Here is a 17575-nt window from a genome sequence, read left to right on the forward strand (position 1 = left end):
AAGAGAGAAACTTTAATGACTACACGTGCGACCATTGCACGGCACCGCGCCGAGGTCACCAAGACCAACTCGCTGGCTGTCATTGCCAAGGCCGTCGGCGACAACGCCGGTGGCATGGGCCGCCAGGCCGCAGTTATCGCTGCTGCTTCGGGTCTTGTCCTGACCAGCGGCATCGCCGCCAACGCTGCTGAGGCCAACGTTCAGCGCGAATCCGTTCCGGCTTCCACGCTGGAGGTCCAGTCCGCTGCGCCGGCCACCATCTCCGCTGCTTCCAGCATCGCCATCTCCTACGAGAAGCCTGCTGTTTCCACCGCGCCGGCTCCCGTTGTCGAGGCTCCCAAGCCTGTAGTCAAGGTCCAGGAAGCCACCCCCGCGGTTGACGCCGCTCCGGCTGCTGACGCAGCACCGGCAGTCCAGGCCACCGCCGCCGTCGAGACCGCTGCCCCGGCAGCGCCGAAGACCACGGCTGCCAGCGGCCAGGGTGCTGCGATTGCTGCGGCTGCCTACGCACAGCTGGGCGTCTCCCAGGACTGCACCGCGCTGGCCACCAACGCACTCGCCGCCGTGGGCATCCACTACCACGGCTGGCCGGCAGGCTACCTGTCCCTCGGCCGCACCGTCAGTGCTGCTGAAGCCCAGCCGGGCGACCTCGCCTACTACCAGAACGGCGGCATGGGCCTGGCCCACATCGCTGTGTACGTCGGCAACGGGCAGGCCGTCCACGGCGGTTGGAACGGCGGAACCACCGCACTGTTCAGCGTGAACGTCGGCTCCGGCCCCGTCTTCATCCGCGTCGGCGGCTAAGACACCCCAAAGCATTACGGAAGGACCCCCGCCAACTGACGGGGGTCCTTTTTTGCCTTGCGTCCGCATGAATTTTTGGTGACACGCCATGACGATGCTTGTGTTCGATTCGCTCATCTGCCTACTGAGTGTTTACTCTTATGGTGTCGATCCATAGCCCGGACATGCAGAGGGCAGCCGGCCCTCGCGCCTCTGCCGGGTGCGGCCGTGAAGAGGTATGTGCATGCGCACACTCGTTCTGAATGCTGGATATGAACCGCTGGCGGTAGTGACCTTCCGCCGGGCGCTGGTCCTTGTGCTCACCGGAAAGGCAAGCGTGGTGGCCGAAGGCGACGATCCTGTCGTCGGGCCGCAGGACATCATGGGCCGTCCGTCCGTGATTCTCCTTAACCGCTACATCCGCCCCCGGTACAACATGATCACCGCGGTGAGCAGGCGCGGTGTGCTTCGCCGTGACGGACACCGGTGCGCCTACTGCGGCAAGGCAGCTCACACCATAGACCATGTCCAGCCCAAATCCCGGGGCGGTGCCGACTCCTGGGAGAACCTCGTTGCGGCCTGCCTCCGCTGCAACAACGTCAAGGGTGACCACACGCCCGGTGAAATGGGCTGGAAGCTCCGGTTCGATCCGGCTCCACCGGTGGGCACCATGTGGCAAATCAAGGAGCTGGAGAAGCCCACACCGGCGTGGGATCCGTTCCTGCTTCCGGAAAGGGCAGCCTGACGCTCGCCTGATCATCACGGCATTACGCTGGGTGTGTGGACTTTGACGCAATAATCCTGGCCGGCGGCCGCTCCTCGCGACTGGGCGGCTCAGCCAAGTCTGCCCTGATGCTCGACGGCGCCACCCTCCTTGAGCGCTCCGTCGCGGCAGCCGCGGGCGCGCGGCAGGCTGTTGTGGTGGGACCCGAGGCGGCGGGTCTTCCAGGTGGTGTCCTCAGCACGCGTGAGGATCCGCCCTTTGCGGGTCCCGCGGCGGCAATCGCCGCCGGCCTTTCCGCGCTTCGGGGGGCAGGCCGCGCTGACATGGTCCTGGTCCTCGCGTGCGATATGCCGCGCGTTGCCGATGCTGTCCACGCCCTGCTGAACGCCCTGCCCGGCGAGGGTGGTGACGGCGTCATCGCGGCGTCCGCCGACGGGCGGCAGCAGCCGCTGGCGGGTTTTTATAGCACAGCTGCGCTGGAACGCGCCGTGCAGGACGCCGCCGCACGCAACGCCTTGGTGAACGGGTCAGTCTTCGCCCTCCTTGCTAGTCTTGACGTGCAGGCTGTGGTTGTCCCTGCCGGCTCCACGGATGACGTGGACACCTGGGACGATGCGGCCGCGTTGGGAGTAGCTGTCCGGGAGCAATGACCCGCATTCCGGACCGCCGTGAATTTGGAGGCAGGCATGAAAAGCCAGGACGAGACGCTTGAGGAATGGTGCCGTCTGCTGCTGCGGGCCTTTGAGCTCGAGGACGTCGACGTGGACATCAACGAGGTGTTGTCCGTCGCGGGAGTGGCTGCACACTCCGTGGTGCGTCCCGCTGCACCCCTCACCACGTTCATAGCCGGGCTCGCCACCGGCCTTCAGTGCGCTGCGGGCCAGGCGCCGGACGTCCTGGCGATGCACAGCGCCATGGACGTGGCCCGTACCGCCGCCAAGGCCTACGCTGCCGAAGAGGCGCGGGCGGCGACAGGTTCCCCGGCCGCGGGTTCCGCCGGAACTTCGGCGCCCAGCGGGACTCCGGGGGAATGACAGCCGCGCCCGAGCACCGCTCCGACGACCCGCACACTTCAGCTCAGCCAACCCCTGCAGGGGACGGAGCTGCTGCAGGGGATGGAACTGCCTCCGGCACCGAACCGGCGCCTGACACAGACGCTGCGCCTGACACCGACCCCGCGGACGACGCCGCACCCGCCGCGGCGGGGGAACAGGAAGCACCAGGGGCGCCGGACGCGCATGCCAAGCACCTGGCTCACACCTGGGAGGAGGCCCGGCAGGCCGCCTTCGACTGTGCCGCCCCGATTCCGGCGGCACCCGTTCCCCTGCGCCTCGCCGTGGGCCGGACACTGGCCGCGGACATCACCGCCCACCAGGACATGCCGCACTATGCGTCGTCCGCCATGGACGGCTGGGCCGTTAACGGAAGCGGCCCCTGGATCCTGGCCGAGCCGGGGCAGCGGCTGGCACCGCACCAGGCGAGCGTGATCGTGACGGGCGGACTGATTCCCGCCGGCGCCAAGGCGGTGCTGCGCACCGAGAGCGGTGTGATCTCCGCGGACGACGACGGACTGCCTGTCCTGACGCTGGGCGGCGCCGCCCGCCCCGGCGAACCCAGGAACGGCCAGCACATAAGGAAAGCCGCAGAGGAGGCGGCTGCCGGGGACGTGCTGGTCAGGGCCGGCGTCGTGCTTAACCCCGCCCATGTGGCCCTCGCCGCCCTGGCCGGGTACGACGAGGTGAAGGTCCTCGGCAAGCCCGTGGTCAAGCTGCTGCTGACAGGTTCCGAAGTGGTGGAGCAGGGGCTGCCCGAGCCCGGGCGCGTGCGTGACACGTTCGGGCCACAGCTGGCCACGGTGGTGGAAATGCTGGGTGGACTGTGCCGTGAACAGGTCCGCATCGGGGACGGTTACACGGAATGGCTCGAGGGCCTCGAAGACTCAGGCATCCCCGAGGCACTGAACTTGCCGGCCGACGTCGTCATCACCACCGGTGGAACCGGCCGTTCCGGTACGGATCATTTTCGGCGTGCCGTGGCGGAACTGGGCGGTCGGCTGATCATCGACGGCGTGGCGATGCGGCCAGGCCATCCCGCCGTCCTCGCCGAGTTGCCGGACGGACGCTTCGTGCTGGGACTCCCGGGAAACCCGCTGGCGGCCATGATGACCCTGTCCACGGTGGGCGCGCCGCTCCTGGCGGCTTTGGGACACGGCCAGCTCCCGCCGGTCCGGGAAGTTCCCTGCGGCACCCTGATCGAACCCGATCCCGGGCGCACCCGGCTCATGCCCTTCCGGCTCCTCTACGGCATGGCCTCGCCCGCGCAGCACACCGGCCCGGGCATGATGCGCGGACTGGCATCGGCCGACGGCGTCCTGGTGGTGCCGCCGCACGGAGTGCAGCTGGGCGAGATGGTGCCGGCTTTCGCGCTGCCCTGGGGTCCGGCCATCCCCGAGCCCAAGACCGCCGAAGCCAAGCCCAAGAGCCCGGCGCGGAAGTCTGCCTCGCGGACCTCCGCCGGGCAGGCAGCCCAAAGCGGGCCGGTGGACTGGAGTGCCCTGCTCGACTGAGGTGCAATGATGGAGGCATGAACAGCCACTCAGCGCGGAGTCTCGCATGGGCCGTGTAACGCAACGACGCAAGGTATACCGCTACGTCCTGGACGGCTCGCCCGCGGCGTTGGAGTTCCCCGTCCGGCACCGTGAGGACGTGCTCGCGGTGGAGGAACCGCTGGAGATCCGGCTGGGCAACCTGTCCTTCTCAGTCACCATGCGCACGCCCGGGGACGACTTCGACCTTGTAGCAGGTTTCCTCGTCTCGGAGGGCGTCATCTGGGACGCCGACCAGCTGATCTCGCTCAGGTTCTGCGCCGGCGAGGACGAAAACGGGGTCCAGACATTCAACGTGGTCGAAGCCCAGCTGCGGTCCGATGTGCCCCTCCCGGACACGGGCCGGCACGTCTATACGTCCAGCTCGTGCGGGATCTGCGGCACGGACTCCATCGAATCGGTGACCAAGTCCTCGCACTTCAACCCCGCCGCGGACCAGCTCACCGTGCCGGTCGAAACGCTTGCCTCCCTGCCGGACAGGCTGCGGGAAGCGCAGGCGGTCTTCGAGGTGACCGGGGGAGTGCACGCTGCCGGACTGTTCAGGATCGACGACGCCGGCGGTGCGGATCTGCTGTGCCTTCGGGAGGACGTGGGCCGGCACAACGCGGTGGACAAGGTGGTTGGCTGGGCACTGCGTGAGCGGCTGCTGCCCCTTACCAACACCGTGCTCCAGGTATCCGGCCGGGCCTCCTTCGAGCTCGTCCAGAAGGCCGCACTGGCCGGCATCCCGGTGCTCGCGGCGGTCAGCGCGCCCTCGAGCCTGGCCGTAGAACTGGCCGAGTCCACGGGCGTCACGCTTGCCGGGTTCAGCCGGGGAACCAGCCTGAACGTCTACGCAGGCTCCAGCCGCATTTCCATGCCCGCACCGGTGGCGCGGTAGGGGCGTGGCCCCTTGGCGGCCGGACGCCAAGGCAGTAGATTTTATCCATCGAATGGAAGCGTAGATCCGCACACACGGCAGCTGATCTGCCCGGACCCAAACTGCCCGGACCCAAGCTGACCGCGACGCCCATGCCCCCACGAAAGCCAGCACAGCCCGCTTCTGCTTTCCCGTACTAAAGAGGTACACATTGCACGACGACCGCCGGATCACGGAAGTGCGCCTGGACCGCTTTCTCCGCGAACGGATCACCCCGGCCATCTATGGGCGCAGCGTGCCACTGGAGCTCAGCAGCTGGGACGTTCCGGATGAACCCGTCCCGGTCCTGGAGGCGCTGCGCCAGGAGTTCGTGCCGCAGGAACACGGTGCCGCATGGGGGCGCCCGTGGAGCACAAAGTGGCTGCGGCTCCAGGGAGAGGTGCCGGATGCCTGGGGAACCGCCCCGGACACCGAAGTGGAGATCGTGGTGGACCTCGGGTTCACCACGGAGATCCCGGGCTTCCAGTGCGAGGGGATCGCGTGGCGGCCGGACGGCAGCATCATCAAGGCCATCTCGCCCCGCAACCAGCACATCCCGCTGAAGCTGCTGGGCAGCGGACTCGCCGTCGACTTCTACGTGGAGGCGGCCGCCAATCCCGACGTCGCCCAGGGCTGGAGCTTCGCGCCCACGCCCTACGGGGACAAGGCTACGTCGGGCAACGCGCCGCAGTACCGCCTTGGCAGCATCGCCATCGCCGAGCTGAACCGCGCCGTGTGGGAGCTCCAGCAGGATGTGGTGACGCTCAGCGGCCTCATGCACGAGCTCCCCACCGAACTGCCGCGCCGGCACGAGATCCTGCGTGCCCTCGAACGCATGATGGACATCATGGACCCGGACGACGTCGCGGGTACGGCGCCCGCCGGGCGGGCAGCGCTGGCCGAGGTGCTGGCCCGGCCGGCCTACGCCTCCGCCCACCGGCTGCTCGCCACCGGGCACGCGCACATCGACTCGGCCTGGCTGTGGCCGGTGCGGGAGACCATGCGCAAGTGCGCCCGGACCTTCTCCAACGTGGTTGCCCTCATGGACGAGGACCCGGACTTCGTGTTCTCCTGCTCCTCGGCCCAGCAGCTTGCCTGGATCAAGGAGTACTACCCGGAGCTCTTCGCACGCATCCGGGAGAAGGTGAAGTCCGGCCAGTTCATTCCCGTGGGCGGCATGTGGGTGGAATCCGACACCAACATGCCAGGCGGTGAGGCCATGGCCCGGCAGTTTGTGGAAGGCAAAAGCTTCTTCCTCAGGGAATTCGACGTCGAGTGCAGGGAAGCCTGGCTCCCGGACTCCTTCGGATACTCCGCGGCCCTGCCGCAGATCGTCAAGGCCGCCGGCAGCCGCTGGTTCCTGACCCAGAAGATCTCCTGGAACCAGATCAACCGCATGCCGCACCACACCTTCAACTGGGAAGGCATCGACGGCACCCGCCTCTTCACGCACTTCCCGCCGGTGGACACCTACAATTCCGAGCTCAGCGCCCGGGATCTGGCCCATGCCGAGCGCAACTACCGGGACCACGGATATGGCACCACGTCGCTCGTCCCGTTCGGCTACGGCGACGGCGGCGGCGGACCCACGCGCGAGATGCTCGCCGCCGCGCACCGCGCGGCGGACCTGGAGGGCTCGCCGAAAGTCCGGATCGGAACGCCGCACAGCTTCTTCGAACAGGCCGAGGCCGAGTACAAAGCGCTGCCGGTCTGGGTGGGGGAGATGTACCTGGAGCTGCACCGCGGCACCTATACCAGCCAGGCCAGGACCAAGCAGGGCAACCGCCGGTCCGAGCACCTCCTCCGCGAGGCGGAGCTCTGGTGCGCCACGGCCGCCGTCCGCTCCGGCGGGGAGTACACGTACCCCGCGGCCGAACTGAAGCGGCTGTGGCAGCTGGTCCTGCTGCAGCAGTTCCACGACATCCTGCCCGGCAGCGCCATCGCCTGGGTGCACCAGGACGCCGAACGCAACTACGCGGCCGTGGCCAGGGGGCTGGAAGCGCTCATCAGTGAGGCGGCTGCCGCGCTCCTTGGCGAAGGGACACAGGAGTTCCTGCTCAACGCCGGCCCGCATGCCCGCCATGGGGTCCCGGCGCTCGCGGCAGCTGCGGCTGAGCCAACGAAAGCTGAGGTTGCCGCCACGCCACTGGACGGCGGATTCGTCCTGGACAACGGCGTTATCCGTGCCGTGCTGGATGACAACGGTCTGCTGATATCCCTGCGGGATCACGGAACAGGCCGCGAAGCCATCGCCCCCGGCCAGTTCGGAAACCACCTGGAACTGCACCGCGACACCCCCAACGAATGGGACGCGTGGGACATCGACGAGTTCTACCGGCGCAACGTCACCAGCCTGACCGACGCCGCGGAGGTGCGGCTGGAGCGGCACGGCGGGGACGCCGTCGTCGTGGTGGAACGGCTCACCGGATCCTCCCGCATTACCCAGCGCATCACGCTGGCGGCCGGCAGCCCGTCCCTGGGGATCTCCACCGAGGTTGACTGGCAGGAACGCGAGAAGCTGCTCAAGCTGGGGTTCCCGCTGGACCTGAGGGCCGACCGCTCGGCCGCGGAGACCCAGTTCGGCCACGTCTTCCGGCCGACCCACGTGAACACCTCGTGGGAGGCGGCGAAGTTCGAGATCTGCGCCCACCGCTGGATCCACGTCGCCGAACCCGGGTACGGCGTGGCCATCGCCAACGCCTCCACCTACGGGCACGACGTCGCCCGGTTTGTCCGGGACGACGGCGGGACCACCACCACCGTCCGGCTCTCACTGCTGCGCGCGGCCAAGTTCCCCGACCCCGAGGCAGACCGCGGCCGGCACGTGCTCGACATCCGGGTCCGCCCGGCCGCGGGAATCGCAGAGGCTGTGGAGGAAGGCTACCGCGCCAACCTCGCACCGAGGACGGTCCGGGGCGGCCACCCGGCCGAGGCGCTGGTTTCGGTGGACAACCCGGCCCTGGTGATCGAAGCCGTGAAGCTCGCCGAAGACGGCTCCGGCGACGTCATCGTCCGGCTGTACGAATCACTCGGCCAGCGCTCGGCCGGACGGCTCACCGCCAACTTCCCGGCCACGGGAATCCAGAGCGTGGACCTGCTCGAGCGGCCGGCCGAGGCGACGGGCGTCGCGGCCGGCGCGGACACCGCCGAGCTCACGCTGCGGCCGTTCCAGCTGGTGACACTGAGGCTCGCGCGCTGAGACCTGGTACTTAGAACTCGTGGAGCAGGCGCCGGACGAACTGCCGCGTCCGCTCCTGCCGCGGCGCGCGGAGGACCTCGGCGGCCGGTCCGCGCTCCACCACGAGGCCGCCGTCCATGAAGATGACCTCGTCCGCCACCTGCCGGGCGAAGGCCAGCTCGTGGGTGACGATCACCATGGTCCATCCCTCGTCGGCGAGTTCCTGGATGACGCCCAGGACGTCGCCCACGAGTTCCGGGTCCAGCGCCGAGGTGGGCTCGTCGAACAGCAGCAGCTGCGGCTTCAGGGCAAGGGCACGGACAATGCCCACGCGCTGCTGCTGGCCGCCGGAGAGTTCGAACGGATACGCATCGCGCTTGTCCGCCAGACCCACGCGGGCCAGAAGCTTTTCGGCGTCGGCCACCGCCTCGGCCCGCTTGCGTTTCTGGACCTGGACGGGTCCCTCAATAACGTTCTGCAAGACCGTCATGTGCGGGAACAGGTTGTAGTGCTGGAACACCATGGCACTGCGGTCCCGCAGCTCTGAAATCTCCTTCTTGGAGACCTTGGCGGAGAAATCCAGCGCCAGATCTGACCCGGCACCCGCGGAGGTGCCCGGCCCCGTAAAGGTGACCGTCCCGGCGTCGGGCGTTTCCAGTCCGTTGAGTGAGCGCAGCACTGTGGTCTTGCCCGAACCCGACGGCCCGATCAGGGCCACCACGTTGCCCCGGCGCACGTCGAGGTCGATGTCCCGCAGCACCACGTTGCTGCCGAACGCCTTCGCGAGGTTGCGGACGGCCAGGACCGGCCTGGCCTGCGCTCCGGCGCGGTGGGGAGCGGGTCCCCGTGTTTCGTCAGTGGGCGACATAGCGGTCCAATCTCCTTTCAAGGACGGACTGCCCGGAGGAGAGCGCCAGGCAGATCACCCAGTAGACCAGGGCTGCCTCGAGGTACAGCACCATGAACTCCTGGCTGAAGGCCGCGATCTGCTGCGCGTTGCGGAAGAGTTCCGTGACCAGGATCAGGGAGGCCAGAGACGTGTCCTTGACCAGCGAAATGAACGTGTTGGACAGCGGCGGCACCGATACCCTGGCGGCCTGCGGAAGGATGATCCGGCGCAGCGACTGGCCCCGGGACATGCCGATGGTGTGGCCGGCTTCCCACTGGCCCTTGGGGACCGACAGGATGGCGGCGCGGATGACCTCGGCGGCATAACCGCCCACGTTCATGGAAAAGGCGATGATCGCGCTGGGCCACGGATCAAGCTTCAGGCCCAGGCTCGGCAGGCCGTAGAAGATCACAAACAGCTGCACCAGAAGCGGCGTGCCGCGGATCACCGAAACGTAGAACCGCGCCAGGCCGGACACCGCCACGTTCCGGCTCAGCCGCATGAGCGCCACCAGCAGGGCCAGCGCGAGGCCGATCACGAACGACGCCAGCGTCAGCGGGATGGTGCCGGTGACTGCGCCCGTCATAATGGGGCCGAAGGAGCTCCAGACGAGATCCCAGTTCAACGGCATCTACTTGGTGACGTCCGTGGCGAAGTACTTCTCCGAGATTTTGGCCAGCGTTCCGTCGGCGCGAAGGTCATTTAGCGCCTTGTCCACCGCGGACGTGAGCTCCGTGGAACCCTTGCGGAACACGAAGGCGCTTTCCGACTTCTCCGTGGTTTCGGCAGCGATCTTCAGCCCGGCGTCCGGATTCGTCTTGGCGTAGTCCAGGTACGTGAGCTTGTCATTGACGGTCGCATCCACGCGTCCCTGGCGGACCAGCGCCACGCTCTGCGCCCAGCCTTCCACCGACTGCACGTTCGCGCCGGCATCCACCGCCAATTTGTAGAAGTTACTGGTGAGCGACTGGGCCGTAGTCTTGCCCTTGAGGCTGTCAAAGCCGGAAATGCTGTTGTTGTCCGCCTTCGTCACGATCACGCCCGTGGAGACGGTGTACGGCTTGGAGAAGTCGTACTTGGCCTTGCGTTCGGCGTTGATGGAGATCTGGTTCGCGATGGTGTCGAAGCGCTTGGCGTCGAGGCCAGCGAAGATCCCGTCGAACTGGGTCTCCTGGAAGGTGGCCTTCACCCCGAGCTTCTCGGCCACGGCCCGGGCGATCTCGACGTCGTAGCCCGTGAGGTCGCCGGCACCTTCTGCGTGGAAGCTGAAGGGCTTGTAGGTACCCTCGGTGGCGATGACGATCTCGCCCTTGGACTTCACGTCGCTGAGCGACGTGTCCGAGCCGCCGGAGGCGGGAGCCTGTGAACCTCCGCCGCCGCAGGCCGTCAGGGCCAGTGCCAGTCCGGCAAGGGTGGCCGCAAGGGCGGAGCGGCGGGAATGGACACGGTTCATGGCGGGTACCTTCTTCTTCAGGCTGCGGCGTTGGCATTGCGGCGGCCGGACCCGGCTCCCGCTGCGCCACTGCGTGCAACGCATTGGCAGAGACCTTTTATTTCGCCATCATACGGGGGCACAAAACGTGCCCTTAAAAAGGCTGAGTGGGGGCGGTCCCCAACGGCCGCCACCACTCATCCCCCCAATGTGTGATCCGGCAGGCGCCACAGCTGGTAAGCCAGGCAGCAACTGCTTTCACACATTCATGATTCTCTCACGGTCTAATGATTTTGTGAATCCCGGTCTGCTACCTTTCGGTAGATGACGTTCCGTGACCCCGGCGTTTGGCGGCATTCACGCGTGCCAGCCACACCATGACGAGGCCTGAGGTATAGAAAACCACCGCCCCGTTGTTCACGGCCGGCGCCGCCGGAAGGAGCTGGGGAGGCGCGAACTCAAGCCACAGACCGGCAACTGTGGTCACCGCTCCGGCCGCCATCAGGGCTGCCCCGGTCCTGACGAGCGGGGGCAGGCGTTCCTTGACAGTGCGGAGCAGTGCAGGCAGCAGTGCGATCGAGACATAGGCCAGGTAGCCCCTGGCCGCGGCCCAGTAGAACGGCAGCAGGGCCGCATTCCGGGTGCTGGCAGAGCCGGCGTCCCTGAAACGGACCGACGAGGACGAAGGATCCATCATGAGGAAGATGGCCACCAGGGCCACGGAGAAAACCGCGAGCATGGCCAGCCCGGGGCGGCCGGCGATCATGCGGTGTGCGTCAGGGGCTCCGAACCCCTTCGTGACGCGGACCGCGATGAGGTAGATCGCCGCAAAAACAATCAGGCGCAGCACGACGTGGGCGATGTTGATGCCGCCGAGGGAACTGTCGATGGCCACGTAGAACTGTTCGATGCTCAGGACCGCTGCGGCCGTCGCCAGCAGGAAAATGAAGAACAGGGCCGGGTTGACCCCGCGCAGGGTGCTCGGGATCCTGGCCAGGGCGGCAGCCGCGCAAACCACCAGCGTTATCCAGGGGAGAATCTCGCTCATACCAGGTTCTCCCAGATTCTTTCTGTTTGATCCTGGTCCTGTTCCTGCCGCCGCAGGGTCTTACCGAGTGCCTGGAGGCGTTCCCCGGCCAGGGCTGTGAGGTCGCCGTCGCTGAGCCGGTCCAGCGCCGCCTGCCGTGCGCCGGGTGGCCAGCCGGCTTCGGTTTCGGTCACCAGGCCGGCGGCCACGAGTCCGCCTGCCGGTCCGACGCCGGCAGCCCGGGAGGTGGCGACGGCCAGTTCCGGGGCGAGCCGGTTGGCTGTCAGCTGTGCTGAGTAGTTTTGGGGGGCGATGCCGGTGGCGGCGGAAACGCGGTGGCGGAGTTCGCCGTCGTCGATTGCGTCCACCCAGTTTTTCACAGAGGTGGCGTGCGGCGGCGGGCTGAGCTCGGGCCAGCCGGTGGAGCCCGCCGGGCCAGTGGAGCCTGTGGGTGCGGTGCGGACAATGACCGCCCGCAGGAGGTCGACGGTGGCGATTTGGCTTACCAGTTCCTTGTCGGTAGGAGGGGTGGCGGAACTGGCGAGGTCGCTGTAGGTATCGAAAGTGGCCAGGGCGGCAACCGGATTGATGTTGTAGGCCCGGCTGATGCTCACGACTGTAGTTTCGGCAACCTTTCCCCGCACCATCTGCTGGGCGAGGGTGGTGCGCTTGACCCCTGAGACCCTGCAGACATCGGCCGTGCTGGTATCCGGTGCCACGCCACTAAGCCAGCGCTGGAATGCTTTGGCGGGGAGGGGCATGAAACGCTCTCTGCTGAACGAAGGTTTGACTCATACTAGCGGCGTTCGGCGGACAGCGGCCGGTGCTTCCGGCCGGCCCGGCCACTGGCCACCCAGATGAGTGCCAGGCCGATGACGAAGCAAAGGATGGACGTGTAGTTGACGACGAAGCGAAGGAATCCCAGCGCTGGCGGGACCACCGGGAACAGCAACGACAGGGGGATGGCGACGCTGCCCACAGCCAACAGCGCCGCGCTTATCCGGAGCAGGACGGGCAGCGGGCTCCTGACGGCCCTCAGCATCCCCGGGAGAATCGCGAGGCACACGTAGGCCGGGTAGGCGCGGCCGGCGGCACCGTAGTATTCGACGAGCAGGGCGTTGCGCTGGTCCTTGGCCGCCACGTCCGCCAGGCCCGCGGAGGACCCGGAGGCGTCCATGAGGGCAAAGCACACCAGCAGCGCGGCGGAAATCACGCCCAGGGCAAGCATGCCGGCGCGTCCCCGGACCAGCTGGATTCCGCGGCTGTCCCCAAACCCGGCGGCAATCCGAAGGGCCAGGAAAAGGATGGCTCCGAAGATGATGAAGCGCAGCAGCAGGTTGGCGATATTTATTCCGCCCAGCAGGGTATCGATCGCCAGGTAGGGACCCCGGATGCTCAGCAGGATGGCCAGCGTCAGTAGCGCCAGAGCATAGAAGATGGACCGGTTCTTCCGGCGGACCAGGTTCGGGATCCGGCTCAGCGTTGCGGCGCCGGCCACGATCAGGGTGGTCCACTGCAGGATCTCAATCATCCGAGGTTCTTCCAGATCTGTTCGGTTTGTCGTTGGTCGTGTTCCTGCCGCCGCAGGGTCTTGCCGAGTGCCTGGAGGCGGTCGCCGGCCAGAACGGTCAGTTGGCCGTCGGTCAGGCCGTCGAGTGCCGCCTGCCGTGCGCCGGCCGGCCAGCCGGCTTCGGTTTCGGTCACCAGGCCGGCGGCCACCAGTCCGCCTGCCGGTCCGACGCCGGCAGCGCGGGAGGTGGCGACGGCCAGTTCCGGGGCGAGCCGGTTGGCGGTCAGTTGTGCTGAGTAGTTTTGGGGGGCGACGCCGGTGGCGGCGGAGACGCGGTGGCGGAGTTCGCCGTCGTCGATTGCGTCCACCCAGTTTTTCACAGAGGTGGCGTGCGGCGGCGGGCTGAGCTCGGGCGGTCCTGTGCCTCTGACCGTGCCCGCCTCCGGCTCGGTGCGGGCAATGATGGCGTGCAGCAGGTCCGCGGTGGCGATCTGGCTGACCAGTTCCTGCAGTGTCGGCGGAACCGGCGGCTCTGCCAGGTCCCGGTAAGGCTCGAAGGAGCCCAGCGCCGCCACCGGATTGACGTTGAAGGCCCGGCTGATCCCCACCACGGTTGCCTCGGCCACCTTGCCGCGGACCAGCTGCTGGGCCAGGGTGGTGCGCTTAACCCCTGAAGCCCTGGCCACATCAGCAACGCTGGCGTCCGGCGCGATGCCGTGCAGCCAGCGCTGGAAGGCCTTGGCGGGTAGGGGCATGGAACGCTCTCTGCTGACGGGCGGGGTGATGCGAAGTGGCGGCCCGCCGGCCTCGATTTTACCTAGCGCGCCGCTTCAACTATGCTAAGTGGTCGAACCCGCTGGTCCGTACACCCCCCAAGTCCGGACCAGCGGGTTCTTTCATGCCCGCCTGAGTTTTCGGGCGAAAACGGGCAGCGGTGAGAGGATGGATTGATGACTGCAACCCTTGTTGCGAAAGACCTTTCGGGCGGTCATGATCACCGCACCCTCTTCTCCGGGCTGTCCCTCACAGTGGCTCCCGGGGACGTTGTTGGCGTGGTCGGCGCCAACGGTGCGGGCAAGTCCACGCTGCTGCGGCTCCTTGCCGGCGTGAACCAGGCGCAGGACGGCACCGTCAGCCTCGCGCCCGCCGATGCCTTTGTGGGCTGGCTGCCGCAGGAGCACGAACGCGTCTCCGGCGAGACGGTTGCCGCCTACATCGCCCGCCGCACAGGCTGCGCCAAAGCCACCGCTGAGATGGAGTCCACGGCCGAGGCCCTCGGTTCGGGAGCACCCGGAGCGGACGATGCCTACTCGATGGCCTTTGACCGGTGGATGGCCTCAGGCGCCGCGGACCTGGACGAGCGGATAGCCCCCGTCCTCGCTGACCTGGGCCTGGACGTCGGCCCCGGCGCCGAAATGACCGGGCTGTCCGGTGGCCAGGCTGCGCGCGTGGCGCTCGCCGCCCTCCTGCTGAGCCGCTTCGACGTCGTGCTTTTGGACGAGCCCACCAACGATCTTGACCTGGACGGCCTGGCGAAGCTGGAAGCCTTCGTGCAGGGCCTTCGCGGCGGCGTGGTGCTGGTCTCCCACGACCGCGAGTTCCTCGCCCGCTGCGTGACCTCCATCGTGGAGCTGGACCTCGCCCAGAATTCGGTGGCCGTGTACGACGGCGGCTACGAAGCCTTCCTCGAGGAACGCGCCGTGGCCCGCCGGCACGCCCGCGAACGGTACGAGGAATTTGCCGCAACCAAGGCGGACCTGGTGTCCCGCGCCCGCACGCAGCGGGAATGGAGCTCCCAGGGCGTCCGGAACGCGATGCGGAAAAGCCCCGACAACGACAAAATCCGCCGTGCCGCCAGCACCGAGTCGTCCGAAAAGCAGGCGCAGAAGGTCCGGCAGATGGAATCGCGCATCGCCCGCCTGGACGTGGTGGAGGAACCCCGCAAGGAATGGCAGCTGCAGTTCAGCATCGGCCAGGCGCCGCGCTCCAGTTCCGTGGTGGCAACCCTGCGCGATGCGGTGGCGCGGCAGGGCAGCTTCACCCTGGGCCCGGTGAACCTGCAGCTCAACGCCGGTGAGCGGATCGGCATCACCGGGCCCAACGGCGCCGGCAAGTCGACGCTGCTGCGGCTGCTGCTGGGAACCCAGGAACCTGACTCAGGCGACGCCTCCCGCGGGGTGTCCGTGGCGGTCGGCGAAATCGACCAGGCCCGCGGCCTTCTGGCCGGACACTTGAAACTGGCGGACGCCGTCGAAGCCGTCCTGACCGATTACACGTCCGCCGAGGTCCGCACGCTGCTGGCGAAGTTCGGCCTCAAGGCCGACCACACCCCGCGCACGGTGGACTCGCTGTCGCCGGGGGAGCGGACCCGCGCCGCCCTGGCCCTGCTGCAGGCCCGGGGCGTGAACCTGCTGGTCCTGGACGAGCCCACCAACCACCTGGACCTCCCGGCGATTGAGCAGCTGGAGGAAGCACTGGAAAGCTACGACGGCGCCCTGCTGTTGGTCACGCACGACCGGCGGCTGCTGGAAAACGTCCGCCTGGACGTGCGCTGGAACGTGGAGAACGGCGTCGTCACCGAACTGGCGGCAGGCAAGATGGAGCAGAACAGATGAGCATGGACGGCGTCGCCTGGCGGTCGCTTTACAACATCACCCGGGCCAAGAGCGGCTCCAGGCCCTTCTCCAAGGAGACCCTGAAGCGCGTCATGGGCTTCGCCCGGCCGCACCAGGGCAGGCTGATCGCCTTCGTGGCCGTGTCCGTCGCCATGGCCTTCCTGGCCGTGGCCACGCCGGTGCTGGCCGGCCAGGTGGTCAACACGATCGTTGCCCGCGCCGATGCCGGCGAGGTGATCCGCCTGGCGGCCCTGATCGCCGGCGTCGCGGTGGCCGAGGCGGCCCTGGGAATGGTGAGCCGCTGGCTCTCCTCCACCATCGGCGAGGGCGTCATCGTGGACCTTCGGACCAGGGTGTTCGACCACGTGCAGAGAATGCCCATCGCCTTCTTCACGCGCACCCGCACCGGCGCGCTGGTCAGCCGCCTGAACAACGACGTCATCGGGGCCCAGTCCGCCTTCGCGGGAACCCTGTCCGGTGTGGTCAGCAACGTGGTGGCCCTCATCCTCACCCTCGTGGTGATGCTGAATACCTCCTGGCTGGTCACCGTGCTGGCCATGATCCTGCTGCCGATCTTCCTCATCCCCGCCCGCCGGATGGGCTCCCGGCTGGCGGACCTGCGGCGCGAGGCGGCCGAGCACAACGCCGCCATGGGTACCCAGATGACCGAGCGCTTCTCCGCGCCCGGCGCCACCCTGGTCAAGCTCTTCGGACGGCCCGACGAGGAATCCCGCGAGTTCGCGCTCCGGGCCGGCAGGGTCCGCGACATCGGCGTGCGGACGGCCATGCTGCAGTTCACGTTCGTGACGGCGCTGACGCTCGTCTCCGCGCTGGCCCTCGCCCTGGTCTATGGCCTGGGCGGCTGGCTGGCCATCGGCGGCCAGCTCGCCCCGGGCGACGTCGTGGTGCTGGCGCTGCTGCTCACCCGCCTCTACGCGCCGCTCACCGCGCTGTCCAACGCCCGCGTGGAAATCATGAGCGCCCTGGTCAGCTTTGAACGGGTCTTCGAAATCCTGGACCTGGAGCCCCTCATCCAGGAAAAGCCCGGTGCGCTGGCGGTCCCGCCCGGGCCCGTGGCCGTGGAGTTCGACGACGTGCGCTTCTCCTACCCCTCGGCGGACAAGGTCTCGCTGGCTTCCCTGGAGGAGGTCTCCACGCTGGACACCCGCGGCGGCGAGGAGGTGCTGCACGGCATCAGCTTCCGGGTGGAACCCGGACAGACCGTCGCGCTCGTGGGGTCTTCCGGCGCCGGAAAGTCCACCGTGGCCCAGCTGCTGTCCCGGCTGTATGACGTCGACTCCGGCGCAGTGCGCCTCGGCGGCACCGCCCCGGCCTCCGGCCTGGACGTGCGCGACCTGACCTTCGATTCCATCCGCGCCACCCTCGGCATGGTCACCCAGGACGGGCACCTGTTCCACGAATCCATCGCCTCCAACCTGAGGCTGGCCCGCCCCGGGGCCACCGACGAGGACATGTGGGCCGTCCTGCGCCAGGCCCGGCTCGAAACCATGATCCGTTCCCTTCCCGACGGCCTGGAAACCGTGGTGGGGGAGCGCGGCTACCGGCTCTCCGGCGGCGAACGGCAGCGGCTCACCATCGCCCGGCTGCTGATCGCCCAGCCCCGCGTGGTCATCCTCGACGAAGCCACCGCCGCGCTGGACTCCACTAACGAAGCCGCCGTGCAGGCGGCGCTGGGCGCTGCGCTCGAGGGGCGCACCGCCGTCGTGATTGCGCACCGGCTCTCGACGATCCGTGCCGCTGACGCCATCCTGGTGGTGGAGGACGGCCAGATAGTGGAGCGCGGAACCCACACCGAGCTGCTGGCCGCGGACGGCCGCTACGCCGAGCTGTACCGGACCCAGTTCGCCGAGGCCACGGCCGTGGCGGAGGAAGCGGTTCCGGAGTACTGACTTC

Annotated in this window: 16 protein-coding genes; 9 read left to right on the plus strand and 7 right to left on the minus strand. The window is 68.1% G+C overall.

What is annotated here, in order from left to right:
* The first annotated feature begins 15 nt into the window (after positions 1-15).
* From ACFRAU_RS13710 to ACFRAU_RS13740, 7 genes are all read left to right on the plus strand, one after another.
* A complete protein-coding gene (locus tag ACFRAU_RS13710; RefSeq protein ID WP_378000295.1) occupies positions 16-804 on the plus strand; it encodes an NlpC/P60 family protein in 789 nt (262 codons plus the stop codon).
* A 223-nt stretch (positions 805-1027) separates the two neighbouring features.
* Positions 1028-1528, plus strand: a complete 501-nt coding sequence (locus ACFRAU_RS13715; RefSeq protein ID WP_306921098.1) for an HNH endonuclease — start codon at positions 1028-1030, stop codon at positions 1526-1528.
* Between the two features lie 35 nt (positions 1529-1563).
* Positions 1564-2157 carry a molybdenum cofactor guanylyltransferase gene (locus tag ACFRAU_RS13720; protein WP_378000296.1) on the plus strand — a complete coding sequence of 198 codons (594 nt, stop codon included), beginning with the start codon at positions 1564-1566 and terminating at the stop codon, positions 2155-2157.
* 36 nt (positions 2158-2193) lie between these two features.
* Entirely contained in the window at positions 2194-2541 is a 348-nt protein-coding gene (locus tag ACFRAU_RS13725) for a DUF6457 domain-containing protein (RefSeq protein WP_378000297.1), read from the plus strand.
* Complete coding sequence (locus ACFRAU_RS13730) at positions 2538-4073, plus strand: molybdopterin molybdotransferase MoeA (protein ID WP_378000298.1); 1536 nt, start codon at positions 2538-2540, stop codon at positions 4071-4073. Before ACFRAU_RS13725 ends, ACFRAU_RS13730 begins: the two co-directional genes overlap by 4 nt.
* Positions 4074-4119: 46 nt before the next feature.
* Positions 4120-4992 (plus strand): formate dehydrogenase accessory sulfurtransferase FdhD, encoded by an 873-nt coding sequence (fdhD, locus tag ACFRAU_RS13735; protein ID WP_378000299.1) that lies wholly within the window; start codon positions 4120-4122, stop codon positions 4990-4992.
* Positions 4993-5182: 190 nt separating this feature from the next.
* Entirely contained in the window at positions 5183-8209 is a 3027-nt protein-coding gene (locus ACFRAU_RS13740) for an alpha-mannosidase (protein WP_378000300.1), read from the plus strand.
* Positions 8210-8219: 10 nt separating this feature from the next.
* On the opposite strand, the gene ACFRAU_RS13745 is transcribed toward ACFRAU_RS13740, so the two are convergent.
* From ACFRAU_RS13745 to ACFRAU_RS13775, 7 genes are all read right to left on the minus strand, one after another.
* Entirely contained in the window at positions 8220-9056 is an 837-nt protein-coding gene (locus ACFRAU_RS13745) for an amino acid ABC transporter ATP-binding protein (protein WP_378000301.1), read from the minus strand.
* A complete protein-coding gene (locus ACFRAU_RS13750; protein WP_378000302.1) occupies positions 9043-9708 on the minus strand; it encodes an amino acid ABC transporter permease in 666 nt (221 codons plus the stop codon). Before ACFRAU_RS13750 ends, ACFRAU_RS13745 begins: the two co-directional genes overlap by 14 nt.
* Positions 9709-10530, minus strand: coding sequence for an amino acid ABC transporter substrate-binding protein (locus ACFRAU_RS13755; protein WP_378000303.1), 822 nt, complete (start codon positions 10528-10530; stop codon positions 9709-9711).
* 289 nt (positions 10531-10819) lie between these two features.
* On the minus strand, positions 10820-11557 hold the full coding sequence (locus ACFRAU_RS13760; protein ID WP_378000304.1) for a hypothetical protein: 738 nt from the start codon (positions 11555-11557) through the stop codon (positions 10820-10822).
* Complete coding sequence (locus tag ACFRAU_RS13765) at positions 11554-12297, minus strand: hypothetical protein (protein WP_377996430.1); 744 nt, start codon at positions 12295-12297, stop codon at positions 11554-11556. The genes ACFRAU_RS13760 and ACFRAU_RS13765 overlap by 4 nt, the downstream gene beginning before the upstream one ends.
* A gap of 35 nt (positions 12298-12332) precedes the next feature.
* A complete protein-coding gene (locus tag ACFRAU_RS13770) occupies positions 12333-13067 on the minus strand; it encodes a hypothetical protein (RefSeq protein ID WP_378000305.1) in 735 nt (244 codons plus the stop codon).
* Positions 13064-13801: a hypothetical protein gene (locus ACFRAU_RS13775; RefSeq protein WP_378000306.1), complete on the minus strand. Its 738-nt coding sequence runs from the start codon at positions 13799-13801 to the stop codon at positions 13064-13066. Before ACFRAU_RS13775 ends, ACFRAU_RS13770 begins: the two co-directional genes overlap by 4 nt.
* Before the next feature lie 195 nt (positions 13802-13996).
* Between ACFRAU_RS13775 and ACFRAU_RS13780 the strand changes: the two genes are divergently transcribed.
* Positions 13997-15661, plus strand: a complete 1665-nt coding sequence (locus ACFRAU_RS13780; protein WP_378000307.1) for an ABC-F family ATP-binding cassette domain-containing protein — start codon at positions 13997-13999, stop codon at positions 15659-15661.
* Positions 15658-17571 carry an ABC transporter ATP-binding protein gene (locus tag ACFRAU_RS13785; protein WP_377996435.1) on the plus strand — a complete coding sequence of 638 codons (1914 nt, stop codon included), beginning with the start codon at positions 15658-15660 and terminating at the stop codon, positions 17569-17571. Before ACFRAU_RS13780 ends, ACFRAU_RS13785 begins: the two co-directional genes overlap by 4 nt.
* Positions 17572-17575 lie beyond the last annotated feature (4 nt).

This window comes from Arthrobacter sp. NPDC056691, from assembly GCF_042791415.1.
Lineage (GTDB): Bacteria > Actinomycetota > Actinomycetes > Actinomycetales > Micrococcaceae > Arthrobacter.

Coding starts and splice junctions, on each gene's coding strand:
- ACFRAU_RS13710 (WP_378000295.1), top strand. CDS start 16: ATGACTACACGTGCGACCATTGCACGGCACCGCGCCGAGGTCACCAAG.
- ACFRAU_RS13715 (WP_306921098.1), top strand. CDS start 1,028: ATGCGCACACTCGTTCTGAATGCTGGATATGAACCGCTGGCGGTAGTG.
- ACFRAU_RS13725 (WP_378000297.1), top strand. CDS start 2,194: ATGAAAAGCCAGGACGAGACGCTTGAGGAATGGTGCCGTCTGCTGCTG.
- ACFRAU_RS13730 (WP_378000298.1), top strand. CDS start 2,538: ATGACAGCCGCGCCCGAGCACCGCTCCGACGACCCGCACACTTCAGCT.
- fdhD (WP_378000299.1), top strand. CDS start 4,120: ATGGGCCGTGTAACGCAACGACGCAAGGTATACCGCTACGTCCTGGAC.
- ACFRAU_RS13745 (WP_378000301.1), bottom strand. CDS start 9,056: ATGTCGCCCACTGACGAAACACGGGGACCCGCTCCCCACCGCGCCGGA.
- ACFRAU_RS13750 (WP_378000302.1), bottom strand. CDS start 9,708: ATGCCGTTGAACTGGGATCTCGTCTGGAGCTCCTTCGGCCCCATTATG.
- ACFRAU_RS13755 (WP_378000303.1), bottom strand. CDS start 10,530: ATGAACCGTGTCCATTCCCGCCGCTCCGCCCTTGCGGCCACCCTTGCC.
- ACFRAU_RS13760 (WP_378000304.1), bottom strand. CDS start 11,557: ATGAGCGAGATTCTCCCCTGGATAACGCTGGTGGTTTGCGCGGCTGCC.
- ACFRAU_RS13765 (WP_377996430.1), bottom strand. CDS start 12,297: ATGCCCCTCCCCGCCAAAGCATTCCAGCGCTGGCTTAGTGGCGTGGCA.
- ACFRAU_RS13770 (WP_378000305.1), bottom strand. CDS start 13,067: ATGATTGAGATCCTGCAGTGGACCACCCTGATCGTGGCCGGCGCCGCA.
- ACFRAU_RS13775 (WP_378000306.1), bottom strand. CDS start 13,801: ATGCCCCTACCCGCCAAGGCCTTCCAGCGCTGGCTGCACGGCATCGCG.
- ACFRAU_RS13780 (WP_378000307.1), top strand. CDS start 13,997: ATGACTGCAACCCTTGTTGCGAAAGACCTTTCGGGCGGTCATGATCAC.
- ACFRAU_RS13785 (WP_377996435.1), top strand. CDS start 15,658: ATGAGCATGGACGGCGTCGCCTGGCGGTCGCTTTACAACATCACCCGG.